Source organism: Flagellimonas sp. 389, assembly GCF_018449435.1.
Taxonomy (GTDB): domain Bacteria; phylum Bacteroidota; class Bacteroidia; order Flavobacteriales; family Flavobacteriaceae; genus Flagellimonas.
The window spans coordinates 217096-237855 of record NZ_JAHCMU010000002.1 but is presented as its reverse complement, the minus strand read 5'-3'; the positions used below and the strand labels follow the sequence as shown (position 1 = coordinate 237855).

General features: G+C 41.0%; 4 protein-coding genes. 1 reads left to right on the top strand and 3 read right to left on the bottom strand.

What is annotated here, in order from left to right; translation table 11 throughout:
* Positions 1 to 14 precede the first annotated feature (14 nt).
* The 3 genes from KIM67_RS02685 to KIM67_RS02675 are packed head-to-tail and all read right to left on the bottom strand — an operon-like array spanning position 15 to position 18667.
* Entirely contained in the window at positions 15 to 14360 is a 14346-nt protein-coding gene (locus KIM67_RS02685) for a T9SS type B sorting domain-containing protein (protein WP_213829822.1), read from the bottom strand.
* A complete protein-coding gene (locus KIM67_RS02680) occupies positions 14361 to 16430 on the bottom strand; it encodes a type IX secretion system membrane protein PorP/SprF (RefSeq protein ID WP_213829821.1) in 2070 nt (689 codons plus the stop codon).
* A gap of 5 nt (positions 16431 to 16435) precedes the next feature.
* The gene (locus KIM67_RS02675) at positions 16436 to 18667 is read right to left on the bottom strand and encodes a gliding motility-associated C-terminal domain-containing protein (protein WP_213829820.1); all 2232 of its coding nucleotides are present in this window, start codon (positions 18665 to 18667) and stop codon (positions 16436 to 16438) included.
* A 266-nt stretch (positions 18668 to 18933) separates the two neighbouring features.
* Between KIM67_RS02675 and KIM67_RS02670 the strand changes: the two genes are divergently transcribed.
* Positions 18934 to 20625, top strand: a complete 1692-nt coding sequence (locus tag KIM67_RS02670) for a glutamine--tRNA ligase/YqeY domain fusion protein (RefSeq protein WP_213829819.1) — start codon at positions 18934 to 18936, stop codon at positions 20623 to 20625.
* Positions 20626 to 20760 lie beyond the last annotated feature (135 nt).

Below are 20760 nucleotides of genomic sequence, written 5' to 3'. Positions count from 1 at the left end.
TGTAGGTTAAGCTATCATTGTCGATATAGGGTAAAATGTCCAATAAATTCACGGTCATCAGTCTCGCCCTGGAGCTTTATGATGTGCCAGTAATCTCCTGTGGGAAGGTCACTATTTTGATATGCTCCGTCCCATCCGTTATCGCCATATCCCATGCGATAGAGCTCTCTACCATAACGATCAAAAATGATCATTAGTACGTTGGGGAATGCTTCAAGATTTTCTGGTATCCAAGTATCGTTCAATCCGTCGCCATCTGGGGTAAAGAAATTAGGAATTTCAATGTCTATGAACTCCAAAAATATCTCTGCTGTTGTCTCACATCCGTTCTGGTCTACTACTCTAACCGTATAGGTATCAGTTTTATTGATAATAAAAGTATTGTCATCACCATTATCTATATCACCAAAATAGAAGGTATAGTCTTCCAATCCTCCGGTAGCGGTAGCGGTGATTTCATTAATATTGCTATTTTCCAATACCAATTCTAGAGGTTCAAATGCAGTTATGCTGAAAGTAATCGTATTAGGACAACCATTGGAATGTAAAATAGTAAGACTATGTTCACCAGGAGCAATATTGCTGAAATCAGGTGCCAATTGCATTGCAGCAGGATCTGTTGTATCCATTCCGTACAGCACTTCACTTGCAACCGTTGGGTCCTCAAATACAATCTCTAAACGATTGGTAGGTAAATTACCTGAACACTCATAGATTGGAGTTACGGTAGCCGCTAAGTTTACACCAGGATTTATTTCCACAAATACATTCGATTCACATCCCTGGGCATCTCTTACAAACACAACGTGTGTACCAGCGGGAAGATTTTCGAACAATGTTCTTCCCAATACATAATCTGAATCCAAATTAGAGTTAAGGGCTGTTTCGTATGGAGCTGTACCTCCGGTAATATTTACCTCAAAGGAACCATCTTCGCTATTAAAACAAACTTCGTCCATTACATTGATAGCATTTGCTTCAATTGGCGTTGCGGGCTCTATCTCGAATTGGAATACTTCAAAACAACCATTGCTATCTTGAGCTATTACATCATAAATACCTGGAGCAAGGTCTGTAAAGGTGCTTACCGAATCAAACTGGTTTAAGTTTGGCGTAATGGCATAAACGATATCACCTGTTCCACCGGAAACCTCAACAGTTATAGTACCATCTTCAAGACCTGAACAAGTTACATTGGTAGATTCTTGTCTATCTATTTGTAATGGAGCAGGATCTATAATGTTTATTACAGTACTGGTATATGTACAATCCATACTGGTAATGTGCACAAAATAGGTTCCCGCAAGCAATCCATTAAATTCACCTGAAGGCTGAGAACTTCCTGTAACTGAATTCGTCAAACCAGCATCTGTAAACAGTTCATAAGAATAACTTCCCAATCCGCCCGTAGCTGTAGCACGAATCGTAGCAGAAGCTTCACCCGCACAATTAATAATTGCGGCACTGTCGTCAATAATAGCATCCAAAGGAATAACAGGATCTATGCTAATCTGGTTTGATATCATCGCCTCACAGCCATTGGAATCCCTTACTAAAAATTGATATGTATCAGGAACCATATTGGTAAAGGCATGGGTATTTCCACTATCAAAATTTGTCCAGGTAGACGTACTGGTATCAAAATACTGATAAGTTCCACCTGTATTTCCACCTATAGCCGTTAGCAATAGACTTCCATTTGTGCCACATGTGGCTTGGGCGGTCTGTATCAATGAAGCCTCGACTTCATCAGTGGGTCGAATCTCAAATTTTGGCGTTTCGTCATCACAGTTCCAACCATCAGCGACAGTTATACTGTAAATGCCCGCACCAAGATTGTTAAAGGTGTCACCGGTTTGGAAACCAGAACTTGAAACAGGTGTGGTATCTGACAGGTTTTCAAAAACATTCAATTGGTATTGATAGTTTCCACTACCGTCCGTAGCTGTCGCGGTTACACTACCATTGGTATCTCCAAAACAAGTAAGTACTGCCGGACTACCCGCAATTGTTGCGGTAATTGGCGTAGGAGCAACTAAGGTAGGCACAGCTGGGGTAATAACACAACCAATATCGTCTGTAATCTGTACAGTATAGGAGCCTGCCGAAAGCCCAGAGAACACAAAGCTGGCCACATTGGTAGCATTGTACACTTGGGTTGTGGTCGTATTGGTCAACTGAATGTCATACGGTGGATATCCACCATCAGGAGACACTTCTATTTCACCCTGATCATTTGTACAGGTTACATTAGCAACTTCAACAGGAGTTGCGGTCAATGGCCTGTCCGGAGAAACAATGGTAATCGTATTTGAATCTTCAACACACAGTGGATTACTGGTTTGTGTTACTCTCACAAAGTAATTGCCGCCTACCAACAATGGGTCGGTTATGGACAATGGATTGGTAGATGTGTTTCCACTATTGGAAATGGTAGTTGTAGTACCATCAGCATTGAACACTTCGTAGTCATAAGGACCGGAATATCCGGTAATATCTATTTCCAAAGTACCAGCACCTCCAAAACAAACTGCCGGTGCAGTTGCCGTAGCTGTAACCTGAATCAAGTCGAAAGGCAATATTTCGTAAGGAGCTGTATCAAAATAGCAACCTGTATTGGTATCCGTTACTCTAAACGTGTAGCTGCCGGGAGCTGTTAAATCGAACTCCGCTTCGATATTTGAAGGTGTGCCCGTTTGGGTTCCAGATGGATTCCCCGTAGGCAATAGTTCATAGGTATATGTATTTGAAGGATCTCCATTGTCAGTGACTGTAATCAATATTTCTTCAGCATTGTTACAGCTAATGGCGTTATCGCGTGTCACCGCGGCAGTAAATACATTTATGGGTTGAATTGGTGCCACTACATCGGTTTGTGGACAGGAGTTCCCATCGGTCACGTATACCGTAATATTTTGAACCGAACCGTTGTCCGTAATATCGAATGTATTCGATGTTTGGAAATTTACATTGTCGATACTATATAAGTAAGGTCCAGTTCCTCCTGAAGCAGTAACTGTTATAGTGGAAACGTTTACAGTATTACTTGCATTACAAGCAAAAGGCGTAGCTATAGCAGAAACATTCAACAGTGTTGGTTCCGTAACGGTTTCATCGTAAAAATCATCACAAGATTTTGAAGAAATTACGCGTACACGGTAATCCCCTGCAGGAAGGTTATCGAACGTAGCGCTCGTTTGCGCAAACCTAAACGGATTCACTAAGTCCGACATTTCATAAAGCTCGTACGTATACGTTGGGTCTGTCACGGTTGCAGGATCTAACTCAACGGTTAAACTTCCATCTGTTCCACTATTACAGCTTACAGGACCCATTACTACATTCGAAATTATAGGATCTACTTTATCCTCTAAAATCTGTGTTGTTGTTGCGGTACAAGGTGTAGCTGTATCGGTATCCGTTACAGTAAACGTATATGTTCCAATTTGTGTAAGACCTGTAAACACTCCAGTAGTATTATTTGCCGTTGTAACTGCATCTGGGAACAATACTTCATAATCAAGATTAGAAGAACCTCCGGTAACGGTAATGGTTACTTGACCTCCTGGATCTACGGTACAATCAATCGGTTTTACAACTGTAGGTGTAGCAATCATTTCATCATAAAGAATTGCAGTTCCAATTGTTGTGGTACATGACCATTGATCTGCAATCAATACTTCATAAGAACCTGCGCCTAAGCCAGAGAATACAGTACTTGGTTGTGGGGAACCAACAGTACTTCCATTTCGGATAAGCTGATAGGTAAAGTTGCTATTTTGACCACCACTTGTTCCAACAACTTCTATTTCACCCTGTAGGTTGGTACAGTTTTCCACATTGATTTGTAACGTTGCCGTTATGGGTGTTGGGTCAACCAAGATTACATTTGGTAACTGATGTTCACAATCAAACTGATCTTTTACCCAAACCTGATATGTTGTTCCTGGGGTTGCACCGCCCGAAAGATTCTCGAATAATGGAGAAGCTACATAGTCTGCTGGTGCAGAAGGTGCCGTTGTTCCCACATAGTAGGAATATCCGCCCCATCCACCTGCAGCATTGATTACTTCGATACTTCCATCATTTAAATTACAGGTAACTTCGGTAACTTGTGTGCTTGCCGAGATACCAACATTAGGACCGGCAATGGTAAACGATTCTCCATACGTACACGCAGAGCCTGGTGGATTTGTGTCCACAACCTCAACATAGTACGTTCCAGCTAAAAGCCCGGTTATGGTAAAACTTCCATCAGCATCACTTCCTGTTGAGGTTACATCATCCAATAAATCTGTTGGTGTGTTGTTTACATCATAATATAAAGTATAGCTAGTAGCATTACTATATGTTACGCTACTGGCATCTTGAAGATTTAGTTCCACCTCACCGTTGGCATCACCAAAACAGGTAATGTTTGTGGTACTCACGACATCTAAATCCAATACTTCTGGGTCTGCAACGTCATGGGACGTTGTAATGATACATCCAGTCACTGTATTCCGAACCTCAAAGTTGTTGGTTCCAACAGGCAGACCAGTAAAACTACCAGAAGCTTGGAACGTTCCTCCAGGCAATAATCTAAACTCGTAATTAGCTGGCGTTCCAGTTGAGTTAGTTATAGAACCAGTGGCCGTTATCGTGATTTCTTCCCCCGTAACACAGGTTGCAGGAGTATCGATGGTCACACTTGCAGATACCAATTCATCAAAAGGATTTATGGTTTCTGAAATGGTTCCAACACAGCCATTTTCGTCGTAAACATTTATAGTGTAAACACCACCTGCTATATCAGTTTCTATAAAAGTTTGATTATTTCCAGATTGAACGATTGTTGGAGGTTCAATAGCACCGGTATTTGGGTCATCTTCTTCGATAAATTCATAGATTACGTAATTTCCGCTACCTCCTGTAATGGAAGCTCCGTCAATTGTAATGGAAGCATTGTCCCCATTGTTCCCAGAAGTACATCCAAACTCAACAATTGTAGCATTGATATTGGCAATAGCATCTGGCTGTGAGATTACCTGTGTTTGGGTAGTTGTACAACCATTCGCCGCTGTTACTTCTATAGTGTAAGTTACTCCGGTAGCATTTCCTACCAGACCTGTAAATGTAGCATTGACATTACTTGACGTGGTTGGCGCAATAGGCAAACTAGGAGCCGGAGTGATTCCGGTTGCTGCAGTAATTTCAAAAGTGTATGGGCCAATTCCGTTGTCCGTAGCACTTACGGAGATGGTTCCATCAGAAACACCATTACAGCTCGCATCGGTATGCGACGTTACACTGAAGGTAGGAGTAATAGCAGGGTCTACTGCTATATTAAACACTCTTGTACATGCTGGGCTCGATGTATTTTCATCATATACGGTAATAGTGTAGTTTTCTACAGTCGAAGTATTAAAGATAAATGGATTGCTCGGCAATACTTGCTTGGCCGTTACGATTCCTGAACCATCAGAAATCTCATAGTGATATAATCCTGAACCATCTGAAACCTCTATCGTAATTTGAGCATCTGGAGTACCAGAACAATCCAATAGCTTAGTTAATGTTGCACTTGCTTGAAGTACAGGGTGAACCACAACAGGCCCTGCAGAAGCAGTACATCCATTGCTATCTCGAACAGAAACACTGTAGCTTCCGGGAGTAACATTGTTAAAAATTCCTCCATTATCCACATAGGTCGTACCGCCATCCAAAGAGTAGAATAACTGGGCTGCAGTAGTTGATGCAGGAATTGTAACCGTTGCAGGGTCACTACAATTATCAACTGTTATGACTCCGATTGTCGGATTTGGTGTCAATGTTAAGGAAACAAATCCCAGTTCGTTTGAACAACTGTATTGGTCTTCAACCGACACTCTATAACTTCCTGCGGCAGAATTTGCTGGAACTTCAATCGGATTATCCGTTGTTGTTGTAATTGTTACATCATCAGCTATGTTGGCAGGTGTATTGTTAATATCATGATACAAAGTATAGGTATATATTCCGCCACCGCCATTTGGATTTTGAATTTGGATTAATCCGGGATTATCACAACTTATATCTTGAAGCACTGCAGGTGTTCCCGTAAGTTGGTCCAGTTCCAGTAGAATGGCATTTTCGCTACCAATCATACAATTATTGGGGGCAGCACCTTGAATCTCCACAAAATATGTTCCTGCGGCAAGTCCTAGAACTGGAGCCACTGGAACGGTGAACGAATCACCAGAAGTAAACCCAGCTTCGGTTCCGGAATTAATGGAAACCGCTGGATTTGAAAGTTCGTATAAATTCCAAGTGAACGTACCTCCCAGCTCTCCGGGATTTGTTTCTGTTACCGTATAGGTGATTTGACCATTGTTAGAGCCAAAACAGCTAGGGGTTACATCTGCGGTTATTTCCACTGGAGGAGGGGCTACGGCATTTACATTAACCGTACTTTGTCGCACACAAGGACTTGAATCCCTTACATAGAAAACATAGGTTCTTCCTGGAACTAATCCCGTAAAGACATGATTTCCAGCGGTTGGCGCAGTCCAAGTTGCCAGTCCTTCATCAAAATTGGCTGGGTCATCAGAATACGTATATTCATAACCTGGAGAACCTTGGGTTCCCTGTACTGTTACTTGAAGGTCATTACAATCCACAATAATGGCTGAAATCGTGATATTCAAGTCATCAAGAGGATAGGGTATAATGTATTCGGGTAAGTCTATCTGACACAAAGTATTGTTAGAAGCATCTCTAGTCCGAATAGAAGGGTTTATTACTGTGCCTGAAGCATATATGGTTCCATTTACAGGGTCCATTCCAGTAAAAGTATCACTGGTTTGCCAGTCTATACCTCCATTGGCACTAAACTCTAACGTGCCAGAGAGCGTTAATGGGTAATTATCGAATTCAAATCCAGTAAGATTTATATCTGGGTCACAATCAGGAGGAAGAATAGGCAGAATATCTGCTGTAAGCTCATCTGGGTTGTTCAGGGTAACTGGAGTTTCAGATACAACACATCCTGTTGCATCAGTTACGTTAATTGTATAGTTACCAGGCATTAGGTTAAAATAAGTCCTGATCGTTGTTAGTTGGTTGGTATTGGTTTGATTGGATGCTCCGCCATTATCCAAATCGATGATTTCAATTGTGTATGGAGCAATACCCGATGTGATATCAACTTGAATTGACCCTACTCCATCATGACATTGTGGGTCAGTTGGGGTATTAGTCACTGTCAAAGGAGTAGCAGGGCCAACCGTTACGGTCTCCATAAAATCACAATAGGCATTTGTTACAGAAGCATCTCTTACATATACATCATAATCACCATCGTTTCCTGTAGTTACCGCAAACGTATTACTGCCTGAAAACAATCCGGAAGGGCTGGTAGTCGTGGGAACAAAGGCATATTCCAAGTTCGTTAAAGCTGCTGGAGCGGTTACGGTTATGCTACCATCGGCACATGTACTAATATCTACAACATCTATTGTTGGAGCACTGTAAATAGTTACATTCTGCAATGTTCCTTCACAGCCAAAACCATCTCTAACATTAACGGTATAGTTTCCGTTAGCAAGTCCAGTAAAGGTGTATGTTGTAGCCGTAGTTGGACTTGGAGTTACCCAAGGGCCACCGTTAAGACTAAATTCGTAATCACTATTACCAGAGGTAATATCAACTTGTATGGTTCCATCATTGTTTCCTCCATAGCAGGCTGTGGAGGTAAACGCAATAGATGCGAAAGGCGCTACGGTAATAGCAGTATCGATAGGGTCTTCACAAGAGTTTGTGTCCCTAGCCCTTACAATGTAATCGCCTGCTCCTAGACCAGAAAAAACGGTTGAGGCCTGATATGCCGTAATAATACCACCTACATTATCTTCTAGCTGATATTCATATGCAGGGGTACCTCCCGTTACTGACGCAGTAATCGTTGCACCGCCGTTGGAACAAGTCGCAACTTCAGTGACCGAAGCCGTTGTGACAAGGGCATTAGGTTCTGATAACGTTTGGTTTAAAGTTATAGAACAGGAATTGTCCAAGACATCCCTTACTTCAATAACATAAGACCCGGCAGCTAGTCCGTTAAGAACTACGGGGCTTGTTGTTGAGGTGGTAAAGGAACCGGTAGAACCAATCCTATATTCAAAACCGTTGGTTGTATCAAAATTTTCTACTTCAAAAGTGATACTTCCATCTGTTCCTGTATTACAAGAAATATCTGAAAATGCTGTGATATTTGAACCGAACGCATTGCCTGCTTCAATTACTACATTAAGTGTTTCACTACCTTCACAGACCTCGGGTATTTGTACGGCTTGTATATCATCTATTGCGATATCATTTCCATTATTTCCAGAGGCAACAGTTCTAATTACGATATCGATATTGTTGTTGGCACCTGGGTTTAATGAAATTGGTGGAGGGCGGAACCAATCGTTGGCACCGTTATTTTTTGGGACTAATCCGGTAGTAGCACTAGCTATAACATTGTTTGAGCCATCTACCAATTCAATTAGAATATCTGGGTCGAGACCAGATCTACCTTGTCTTAGGAAATTGAATACGGCCAAAGAAACTTCTATATCAAGGTTGGGTACAACTTCTACACCTCGTTTTGCGTAAACTACAGTATTTACACCTGGATTACCAACATTAATTGCCAAAAATCGGCCAGAAGGCGTCAATGAGGCATCATTAGGGCTTAACCAAGAATTAAAAGGTAACGTCACCACTTGGGTTACGGAATATTCCAAATCATTGATACGACTGTTGGCACTGTTTGTAGTTCGTCCATTTATAGCAGCACATGCCGTTGCGCTTCCATCTTGTGGTTCGTAGCAATAATAGTCCCCATCGATTTCACTTATAGGTGTATTAGGTCCAGTACCAAAGTTCTCCAGTAAGATTACACTTGGAGAAGGTGGTGTATTATTGATATAATTAACGGTAATCGTATGAGACCCTACCGCAACATTGTCAAATACATTTGAAGTATTTGGTGTATTTGGTGTTGCATCAATTTCATAAGTGTAGCTATAACCTGCATTATCAGGTGTAACGGTAATAATGCCCTCGCCATCACATGCATAGTCTATTGTTGCCGTAACTCCAGGAGGGGTAGGTTCCGGCTCTATGGTAACTGTCATTTCGAAGGTACAATTGTTGGCATCCCTTAGGTACAGGGTATGTGTTCCTGGTAAAAGAAAGCCTATGGAACTGGAACCATAATTGGTTCCGCCATCAAAACTATATTCATAGGGAGCGGTTCCGCCAATTTCATTGGTAATTCTAACTTCGGCACCAACGCCTGGGTTACATTCCGCTAACTGTGTAACGGCTGCAGAAGCTGAAAGCGTGAGCGGCTCGGATATATTATAAATTTGATTTATGGTACAGTTATTGGCATCCCTCACACGTATATTGTAGCTTCCAGCAGGTTGGTTTACGAAGGTGTTCGATGCTTGAAATGTTCCTCCGTTGTTAATGCTATATTGAAAAGGAGCTTCTCCACCAGATGCTGTAATAGTAATTGTAGCCTGCGATTCTCCACTACATTGGATTCCCGTATCAGAAATGGCCAATGCCAAAGGCGCATCTTGCACAATGGTTAAGTCGAATGAAGCTTCACAGAACCCGGAAGCACCTCCATTGTCCCTTACATAAACATCATAATCACCTGTTCCAGTAACATTAATTGGGTTGGTTGTTGAAAAACCGGTTGCAGTAGCACCATCAGCAACAATTGCATATACATAATTCCCATCACCACCAACAGCAGAGATATCAACATTGGTTGCCGTTCCACAAGCAGTAATATTAGGTGCGGAAGCTATTACATTGAGCTCAGGATTTATGGTTATGGATTCGGAATCTGTACAATTGTTACCATCCCTTACATTAATGGTATATGTTCCTGAGGTCAGTCCAGAGAATACATTGTTGGTTCCAAAGGCACTTCCATTTAAGCTGTATTCATAGTTTCCATCTCCGCCTGAAGTAACATTTGCCGTTAATGTCAAACCAACGGCATCATCGAAACAAGTATCGTTGGGAACAATGGCCAAAACAGGAGCGACAGCGGCATTCAAGTTGAATGTTGTTGTAACTACACATCCATTTGCATCGGTTACAGATGCTGTGTAAGTTCCTGTCTGTGAAAGTCCAGTGAAAGCACCTGTACTGTTTGTTCCAAAAGCAGTTGCATCTGGATTGGCAAGTGTAAATGTATTACCGCCCCATCCTCCAGTAGAGGTCAATGTTACACCACCATCTGTTGTACAGGTCGGTTGTGTTTCCGAAGCAGCTATAGTCAACGCGGCGGCGGGAGCATTTACAATAACACTTGCTGTAGCGGTACAGTTTGTAACATTGTCCGTTACTGTAATATCGTAAGTTCCATCATCTAGTCCGGTTAAAGGAATAGAAGTATTGGTTTGGTTATTGGCTGAAAAGTTTGAAGGTCCTGTTACCGTATAATTGTAGTCGGTATTAAAATCCGAAACGGTAAATGTTATTTCTCCATCGGTGTCCGTAAAACAAGTGATGTTGCTTATTAATTGTCCGGTAACATTAATTTCGGAGATAGGGTCTACCGTAAAGGTTTCTTCATAAGAGCAGTCCTTACTATCAGTTACCCTGAAAGTATACGTTCCCGGGGCAAGACCATCAAAATCTGCAGCGTTTCCTGTGATTGTTGTTGCTGGTACAGCAGAAGGTGCTGTAATTTCAAAAACGAAAGGTGCAATACCATCGGTTACCGTTACTGTTACATCAGCAGTTAATGCAGGACAAGTAGGCGTTGATGCGGTAAAGTCTAAATTGGTTGGTGGGTCAGTTTCAAAAACGACCTGATTTGTTGTGAACGTACAATTATTGGCATCCCTAACGGTAATAGTATATGTTCCGTCCGCTAGGTTGGAAAAGCGTTCCGCTCCTACTCCATTGACAAAGGTTACTCCATCAATACTATACTCATAAGGTGCAACGCCCCCCGATACGTTCTGAACTTCAATACTACCATTTTGTAAACACGTATAATCTTGTACTACCACTGGGTCTGCATCGGCTGTTACTGCTGATGCCTGCCCTCCAATAGTAAAGGTTTCGATAAAATCACATGAAACCGCTCCTTGGGTCTGTGTTATGGTCAGGGAATAATTGCCTTGAGGCAACCCTGTAAATAGTCCAGAGGTGTTTGATGAGGTAGATGTGTCCGGATACGTTAACGTGTAGGATAAAGCATATCCGTTTGAATTGGAAACATTCACTTCAAAAGTTCCGTCAGCAGCTCCAAAACATGTTTCATCCGTTGTAGCAGTTGTATAAACTGCAGAAGGTGCAACTGCAATGGACACGCTGTTCGAAATAAAGGAACAGTTGTTACCATCGACCACTATAAACTCATAATCGCCTTCTTCACCGTTAACAAACAAAAAATCGTTCTCAACTTGATACGCACTTCCAGGAATGTCACCTACAGTAGTATATAAATCAACACCATTGTAGCTCCAAATGGCGTAAGCGTACTCAGGGTTTGGGAAACCGCCTGTACCCGTAACGGTAATTACTCCTTCGGTACAGTCAATATTTTTAGTGGTCAATGCAGTCACCGCTAAATCGGTAACATCGTTTATGGTCACTTGTTCCGTATAGGTACAGCCATCATCCGTAGAGACAGAGATGTCGTAAACACCATCATTAAGGTTTTCGAAAGTATAGTTGTTGTCGTTTGAAGGGCCAAAGGTGTCAATGGTGGTCCCTCCTTGAGCAACTTCATAGTAGTATTGGGCTTCAACATTAAGAATGGAAATGGCTATTTCGCCCAGACCGTTACAGTCCGTATCCTTGGTGTCGACATCAACTTGGAAGTCCCTATCCAGTATACCAATGTTATCCAAAACAAAGACACAACCATCCGTTACGCCTTGTTGTCTCATTTCAACAGTATAGGCACCATTGGTCGTAATATTAAAGCTAGGGTTGGAATTGTATGCAACCACTTCACTGCCCGTATCTTGATCTATCAATCGATACTCATAGTTTATGGGCATATTGGTTACTGTAATGTTTCCATCAGTATTACAAATAATGTCACTTGTGGTGTATTGAGGGTCTAGTGGGTTTTTGAAAATGTTGAAGTAAAAACGGCTAAAACATCCATTTTGATAATTGATGACCAATCGATATTCACCAGCATCGGAAGCTAGAAAATCACTTCCCGAACCAGCAGAATTCCAAGTACATGAATTATTGGTATTGGCACAATCTGGGGTAGAAACGCCACAGCTTGCTTCGTCAAGCCTTTCCCAAACGATGCTGTCTGCATCTGGTATGTTTATCTGTACGAGCTCGGTATCATTTAATCCACATAAAAAGATTTCTGGAAGTTCGCTACCATCATTGGGACAGATTACAACTTCACCATCAACTGTATTCGAAGTATCGTTGATCAATGCTGAAATTGGGTTTGATTGTGTTGCACCAAAACGCTCAACAACAATGATTTCCCTAAAATCCTTACATGGATCGGCTACTTGCTTATCTACGATGAAAGTGGCTGCTTCATCAACGATTAACGTACTTAAATCGGAATCTGGGTTACCATCGTTTAAAACAGTGTCGCCAGCATCAATCTGGTTATTTCCATTTTCATCACGGTACCAGATATAATTGTCAAAACCATCACCGGCATCGAGCACCACATTGGCACCACAAAGCAGTACCGTTCTTGTAAAATTACATGCCGTTAGATCGTCCAGAAGAAAGTTAGTGGCACCAGGCGTTGTAAATCCGCAATCATCGAAGTCGGATACACTGGGGTCATCACTAATTTGGTTATCGTTTATAACTCCTTCGTATGTAGAAAATGCAACGTTTTCTATAATATCGGTACAAGCATCCACAAAGTCAAAACAGTTTTCGGCGACTTGTACTCGCATTCGTATTTCAGAAATAGGATCACCTTCCTCTACCAGATTATCTGGAACATTGAAAATGATTTCTTGTGTGGCGGCATTATACGTATAAGTGACACCTGTGGGTACTGTTATGGTGGTGTTATCCAATGTAACGTTTGCAGGAAGAATATCCCTAATCGTGTAATTGGTGGCATCGTCGTTTCCTGTATTGATAAAGGAGAGCACATAATCTAAACTTTGCCCAAGGTTTACGCCTTGACCGGTAATGTCATTTCCTCCAATATCTTCTACTTTTTTCTCAAGTACAATATTTGGCTCTATGATTTCTATACCAAAAGTCACCAAAAAGGCTCCAAAGCCATCGCCCTGTGTCCGAAGCCTTAAAGTGGCATCGGTTTCTTCATTGGCGATAACACTGTTCGCGGGGTTACTTATCTCAAAAATATCAGAATCGTATCCAAGAGTATTCGTCGCCGTAATGTTTCGGGACGTTACGTTGACACCATCAATAGTAATATTGGAGTTGAAAAAATTGTTTGCTGGATTTGCTCCGTTTGAAAGATTCGTAAAGCCAGGGTTTAAAGGAGTCTGTATTCTAAATTGATCACCTGTAATACCCCTGTCCCCTTCCACAACACTAGCTCCTAATCTTGCCCTTACGGGCCCTGAAGGAATAGAATTGAAACCAGATACATTGATATCGGCACTTGAACTTCCACTTACACCGGCATAGCCATCAAAAACAGAGATGTACTTTCCGGTCAATGTTGGGTTTTCGTAAATAACGACTAGAGTCCAACCACCTGCCCCACCAACACTTCTACCACGGGTTGCTCTTACATTGCCCACAAAATATTCTCCAGATGGGTCCGCAAGTGCCTGTAACTCATTGGTTACATTTTTAAAACAGGTATAGGGGGAATCTTTAAACGAAACATCATCATGTATAATGGCATCTTCTTCTCCAACCGGATCGGGGTCGTTATCGGCAACAAGGTCAATGTAGCTACCACCGGGCACTCTAAATTTTATTCGTGTAAAGTCCAACCTTCTGGTATCATTCTGTGGAAGAGTAGGAATCTGAGTATTACTAACAACTTCTTGTTGGTAGTTGGCGGACCAGTATAATCCTGCCCAATATATCCTTGAACAAAAAGGGACCGTAAGCGTGGAACTGCTCGAACTAAAGGTGGAAGGATCAGAGTCCACATCAATATAATCCCTATGGAACCCATTGTTGTTTGAACCACCATTATAGGGGTCGTTTGCAGTGTTGCTCCCATCAACCCTATTAATGATACTATTGGACAAAAAGGTGTAATCTCCCTTAATATTTATATAAGAATCTGTCAGTCTTGGGGTAAACGGAACTTCTACTTGAGCATTAACTCTAGAGCCTATAAACCATATGCCTATTAGGCATAGAACTGTTCTAATAAATCGATTGGTCATCTAACTATTGAGGTTTGGTTTTACTCGCATGATCCACATTTTGTCATCATACGAAGCATTAAGTTTGGTGTAATAAGAGGTCAGCGCGTTGGTCCATGTATCATGTCTTTTAATGTACACGTACCTATAGTTGTTTTCTGGATTAACGAAGTAACCTGCGTTTAATCCTTGGGCTTTCAGCTTTTTCACAAAGCGGTTTGCATTTGAGGCTTTTTCAAAAACATTGGCAATGAGATAAAAACCGGAGCCTAAGCCATCAATATCATAATTGGTGTATGATACTTGAGAACCTTTGCGCTTGGTTTTGGTTATGTTATTGTGTAGGGTGTTATTATTCTTTTGGTTTGAACCGTTGTTTGTAGCAATCGAACTGAATCTATTGTTAGAACTGGAGTCAACTCCGTTTACGTTCATGACCCATGCGTCTCCTTGATAAGCGCCATTAAGTTGCGAGTGATATGCATCTACAGCATCTTGCTTACTTCTGTAACCTTTAAGATATACGTAGTTAAGACTGTTTTTTGGGTTTTCAAAATAGCCAGCATCAATACCTTGTGCCTGTAATTCTTCGAGAAAGGAATCCACGTTGTTTTCGTCTTTAAAAACATTTGCTATGAGGTAATGGCCACTTTCTACGTTGGGAATCGAAAACCTTTTAAATCGACCAACTTTTTTAGTATTATACCGATTGGTTCTATCTCTTTTTGCAGTAGTGTTTTCAGCTAGATTGGTGGGTCTGCTTTCATTAAGACGAATTACTTTTTTTGCTGCCGTTGTGTTAGATAGTCCGTTTTCTGCTAAGGCAGGCTCGGTTTGTTTACTGGATTTGATATCCACGCTATCCATGTTGGCAAAATAGACCTCCTTTGCTTTTTCTTCCAACTCGGGCATTTGTCCTCGAGTTTCTCTTCGCACCATTTTCATTACGGTCTCAAATCGCCTTTCAAGGTCACTTGTTCTAGTAGTTTCAATGGAGTCTTGGCGTAAAAGTAGTTCGTCTAAGATGACATCGTTTTCCGCCAATTTTTCTTCTAGATATGCTATTTTAAGGTCTTTTTCTGAAATGGTAAGCTCTTCTTCGGGTGTAGTTTCATTCTCGACCAAACTTTCATCTTCTTTTTCGAGCATCACTCGATCTTCTGTTAAGTTTGGTGTGAAGGAATAAGCTAAAGAAATTTCATGGCTGACCCCAAAATTTTCAAAGTTGTTGGTCAAACCTTTTTCAATGGTGTAACCTAAAGAAAGGTTTCTGTTCAAATTAAAACCAAGTCCTGCTGCCGCCCCATAAAAATCATCATATCCAGCTTGAATCCATCCAAGTTTGGGAAGATCCAAAAGAAGACTTCCGCCTAAAACAAGGTCTTCCTGCCCAACTTGACGAACCCTAGCCAAAGGCATCAATCTTGCCTGTTCCAATATTCCAGAAGCATTTTCAAACTGATGGGTATATTGTAGGTGGCCAGAATATGTTTTTTCATTGAAATCGGTAATCGATTCACTGTTCTTAAGGTTGTAGTCAAAAAGATTTTCGGCAAAAGCACCAAAATCAAATTTTCCGTAAGAAATATTGAAACCAGGTTGAAAGGTGATCAAAGAGCTACTTTCCAAACTATTTAAAAGTGGGTCATCATCCAGTGCATTTGCCCTATCCTGATTAAAGGCACTTTGATAATAGGAAAAATTTGCCCCGAATGTAAAGTTACTTTTTTCACTCAATTTAATCCCATAAGCATAGTTGGTATGTACACCAAAATTGTTGAACAATCCTTCACGATTCGTGAATAGACTCAAGCCTACACCACTTCTATCACCAACTCTACCACTATAACTCAAAAAGTAGACTTGATTATTATCATTAAAAGAGACCGACTGGTTTCTATGAAATAGATTGATATAGGACTTGTCCTCTCTAACTGTTGAGAATGTCGGGTTTATCAAAAACCTGTTGAACTTGAGTAGGTTTTGGGAAGGGACATCGTATTCCACAAATTGGGTCTCTTCCTGGGCGCGTACTCCAGAAAAAGAGAGGATTAGGATTATGAACAGTAGTAGAGGTTTGTTTTTGTACATTCTGTTTATTTAATCACCGTTATGGTTCCTTGTTTTAAACTTTCCCCACCTTTACTGATTCTATAATAGAAAATCATACTTTGTTGGTTAAACATAGTAGTGGATTGGGGCCAGTTGTTTTCATAATTTGTTTGACTGAACACTTCTCTTCCTCTTTCATCGAAAATCGTTACAAGTGTTTCTTGATCTCTAGAATACGTGTTTGGCAGCACCCATAAATCGTTGATTCCGTCACCATTGGTCGTAATAACATTGGGTATGGCAAAGGTATCTCTGAACGTTACGGTGATTACCCTGCTAACGGTGCAGCTTCCAAAGCTTGCTACTAAAAGAAATTCTCCTTCTTGATTAAAACCGAAAGAATTTAGCGAACCCAAAAGGGTATTGTCTGAATTAAACCATTCATAAGAGGTTGCTCCACTTGCGGTTATCGTTACCGTTTCGCCTTCTATAACAATAAGGTCTTGTGGTCTATCTAGAACAAGTAGGGACTCATCAAAACTTACAATGGTTATTTCATTGGAAACTATTGGACAATCATTGGTTTTTACGATCAATTGATATGTTCCTATTTCTGTCGCGACTAGATTTTCTGTTGTAGTATCTATTACTTGGCCATCCCTTACCCACTCAAAGGTTTCACCGCTCAAGCTTTTAGAGCTTTCCAAAACTATAGGGTCGGACCCCTCACATAATACGGTTTCGTTAGAAGTAATGGCCAACACCTCATCTGCGGCAAGTTTTACATCTAAATCATTGGAAGAAGCAGTAAAGGTGTTTAATGTACCTTCTAAACTGTAAGCGCCATTTTCGTTAAAATCTGGAACGGTTATCGTTCTCGAAGTCTCTCCACCAATGGTATTACCGTCTTTGCTCCATTGATATGAGAAGGAAGAAAGCAAATCGGAAGTAACATCAGTTTTTGTTCCTGAACTACTCACCGCATTTATCGTAGATAGATTAAGGGTAGCTTCGGTGTTTTCACAAGAAGCATAAGTGCCAGCGAAATCAATAACGAACTCAAACGAACTCGGGGAAACAATCGTTGTGCTTTCAGAATCGATAGGGGCAGCAGAACAACTTCCGCCTGTTTCTGTAACTCTAACAAAATATACTCCTACATCACTAATCTCTACATTGCTTTGATCTGCACCGGTAATTGCCGAACCATCTTTAAACCATTGGTACGTTGGTGTGGTAGCTGTGGTCGTTACCGATAATGTTTTTGTTTGTGAAGGCAGCAGTACAATATTGGCTTCATTTTCTCTTGTTATATCAAAACCACTAAGATTTCTTATAGCCACAGGAGCTGAACGTTCTTGACAAGCGCCTGCCCCACTGATTTCAACCTCATAGTCACCTTCATAACCAGAAGCACTAGAGTTGACAGCATAAGTATGTGCGTTGATGGTTGGTCCAGATACTACAGCACCGTCTTTATACCAAGTATAGGTAAGTCCGCTACCGCTAATATTAGCGGTTAAGGTATATGGATCACCGGGACAAAGGCCAACATCACTAGAGCCGTTAATGGCAATTCCTTGACTTGTTCCTGTCGATATTTCTATGGTGTTGGATAACGTATTTGCGGAACCAGAACATACAGATCCGTAGTCCAATTCTACATAATACATTCCAGTAGTGGATACCGTTAAGTCTTTTGATTTCTCGCTAAGAAGCGTACCACTACGATACCAATTATAACTGTAGTTGTTTGGGTTGGGTATGTTATGTGGAGACAGTGTCACGGAACCACTGCCACAGATTTCAATCGTACCACCCGGTGGAATAGATCCACTACCATTTTCGCTTATAAGCAATGGTGAGTTGTAATCTACAAAATACATGGGGTAAGCATCAGTTGCTGGGCTTGTTTTTGCCGGGCTTGTACTACGAACTCTAAGTTTAAAGCTTTCGCCGTTCACATCGGTAGGCACTGCAAAAGTGAAATCAAAATTAAAGACCGCGTTTTTGTCCGAAAGCCTTGAAAGCTCTCTGGGAGACCCAAAATTTCCATTGGAGTCGGATAGTTCTAGAATAAACTCATTGTTGGAATCTACCAAAGGAGGGTTCCACCTGAAACTAACATCATATTCGTTAAAGCTTGCAGATGCACATGCTGCTGTCCAAACAGTAGTTGGTTTGTTCAATACTTGAGAATGTAGCGAATTAGCCCCAAGTAATGTCATTGCACATGCAATAAGAAGAATGCTAAAATGTGAACCAATTGTCTTCATCAGAGTTAGTTTTAAGAGGTTTTAGGCAATAATGCCCTATTAAAATTGTGCCCCTTAATTTTATTCAGTTCTTAAAGGCGTTCGTAAACACCTCTATTTTCATATAACATTCTAATAACAAATATGATTTTATTTTGGAGGAATGGAAAGATATTGTTGTAGGGTATACCAAAAGTGTTGTGAAACGGCTTTCTTTGTATACACCAAATTATGATTTATAGCTTTAAACGCTGGATTTCATTACATTTGCGCTTCAAATTTTGGGTATGGGAGAAGATGCTAAATCACTTAATTTTATTGAGCACATTATCGAAGAGGATTTGGAGAATGGCTATGGGAAAAACGAACTGCGTTTCCGTTTTCCGCCAGAACCCAATGGCTACTTACATATTGGTCATGCCAGTTCCATTTGCTTAAATTTTGGGCTTGGACTAAGGTACAACGCTCCTGTAAACTTGCGCTTTGATGACACCAACCCCGCTAAAGAGGAAAAAGAGTATGTTGAAGCCATAAAAAAGGATGTGGAATGGCTGGGTTTTAAATGGGATACCGAAAGGTATGCTTCAGATTATTTTCAACAACTTTACGATTGGGCAAAGCAGTTGATAAAAGAAGGTAAAGCCTATGTGGATAGTCAGACTTCTGAAGAAATGGCGGAGCAAAAAGGCACTCCCACTGAACCCGGCAAGGAAAGCCCCCATAGAAACAGAACCGTTGAGGAAAATTTGCGCCTTTTTGAGGGCATGAAAAATGGAGAGTTTGAAGAAGGAAAGCATGTTCTGCGCGCTAAAATAGATATGACCTCTTCAAATATGTTGATGCGCGACCCTATCATGTATCGCGTGTTGCACAAACCACACCACAGAACAAATACCGATTGGTGTATTTATCCAATGTACGATTGGACTCATGGCGAGAGCGATTATATAGAACAGGTTTCGCACTCCTTGTGCACACTAGAATTCTTGCCACATAGAGAGCTGTACAATTGGTTTTTAGATCAATTGGTAGCTACTGATAAATTACGGCCCAAACAACGAGAATTTGCACGAAGAAACCTAAGTCATACCGTAGTAAGTAAGCGAAAATTATTGCAATTGGTGGAAAGTGGAGTTGTTAATGGATGGGATGACCCAAGAATGCCAACAATTTCAGGATTACGACGAAGAGGCTATACCCCGGAATCCATTCGTAATTTTTCCGAAACCATTGGAATCGCTAAACGCGAAAATGTGGTTGACGTTTCTTTGTTAGAATTTCACGTACGCGAGCATCTCAATAAAATTGCTCCAAGGGTAATGGCCGTTCTTAACCCTTTGAAAGTAGTCATCACCAATTACGATGAAGGAAAAGAAGAGTGGTTGGATGCAGAAAACAACCCCGAAGACGAATCAGCAGGAAATAGAAAGGTTCCTTTTTCAAGAGAAATCTTTATAGAGAAAGAAGATTTTAGGGAAGAGGCAAATCGTAAATTTTTTAGACTAAAGCTGGGCGGCGAGGTTCGTTTAAAGAACGGCTACATCATCAAAGCGGAAAGCTGCACAAAAGATACCGATGGGAATATTACAGAAGTACAATGTACGTATGACCCAAAGAGTAAGAGTGGCAGTGGTACCGAAGAAAGCTTGCGAAAAGTAAAAGGCACCTTACATTGGGTTTCTGTACAACATGCCATTGAAGCTGAGGTAAGGGTTTACGACAGACTTTTTACAGATGCGACACCAGACGGTCACAAGGACAAAGATTTTATGGAATTTGTAAATAAGGATTCCTTTCAAAAAGTTACAGGATATTTGGAACCAAGTCTAAAAGATGTAAAAGTTGGTGACAGATTTCAATTTCAACGATTGGGCTATTTTAATGTTGATTCAGATTCCTCAGAAGGAAACCTTGTTTTCAACAGAACGGTAACCTTACGAGATACTTGGGCGAAATTGGAACAAAAAACCAAGCAATAACTTTCACTTATCATTAAAGCATATAGTATAGGCTTGAACTATAAAAACCAATTGGTTTTTAATGGTTTTACGAACACTTTTTACATAATCAATGTTTAGCTATAGCCTATGATTCAAAAAGCCTTTAGAGCGTTT

Coding starts and splice junctions, on each gene's coding strand:
- KIM67_RS02685 (WP_213829822.1), bottom strand. CDS start 14,360: ATGACCAATCGATTTATTAGAACAGTTCTATGCCTAATAGGCATATGG.
- KIM67_RS02680 (WP_213829821.1), bottom strand. CDS start 16,430: ATGTACAAAAACAAACCTCTACTACTGTTCATAATCCTAATCCTCTCT.
- KIM67_RS02675 (WP_213829820.1), bottom strand. CDS start 18,667: ATGAAGACAATTGGTTCACATTTTAGCATTCTTCTTATTGCATGTGCA.
- KIM67_RS02670 (WP_213829819.1), top strand. CDS start 18,934: ATGGGAGAAGATGCTAAATCACTTAATTTTATTGAGCACATTATCGAA.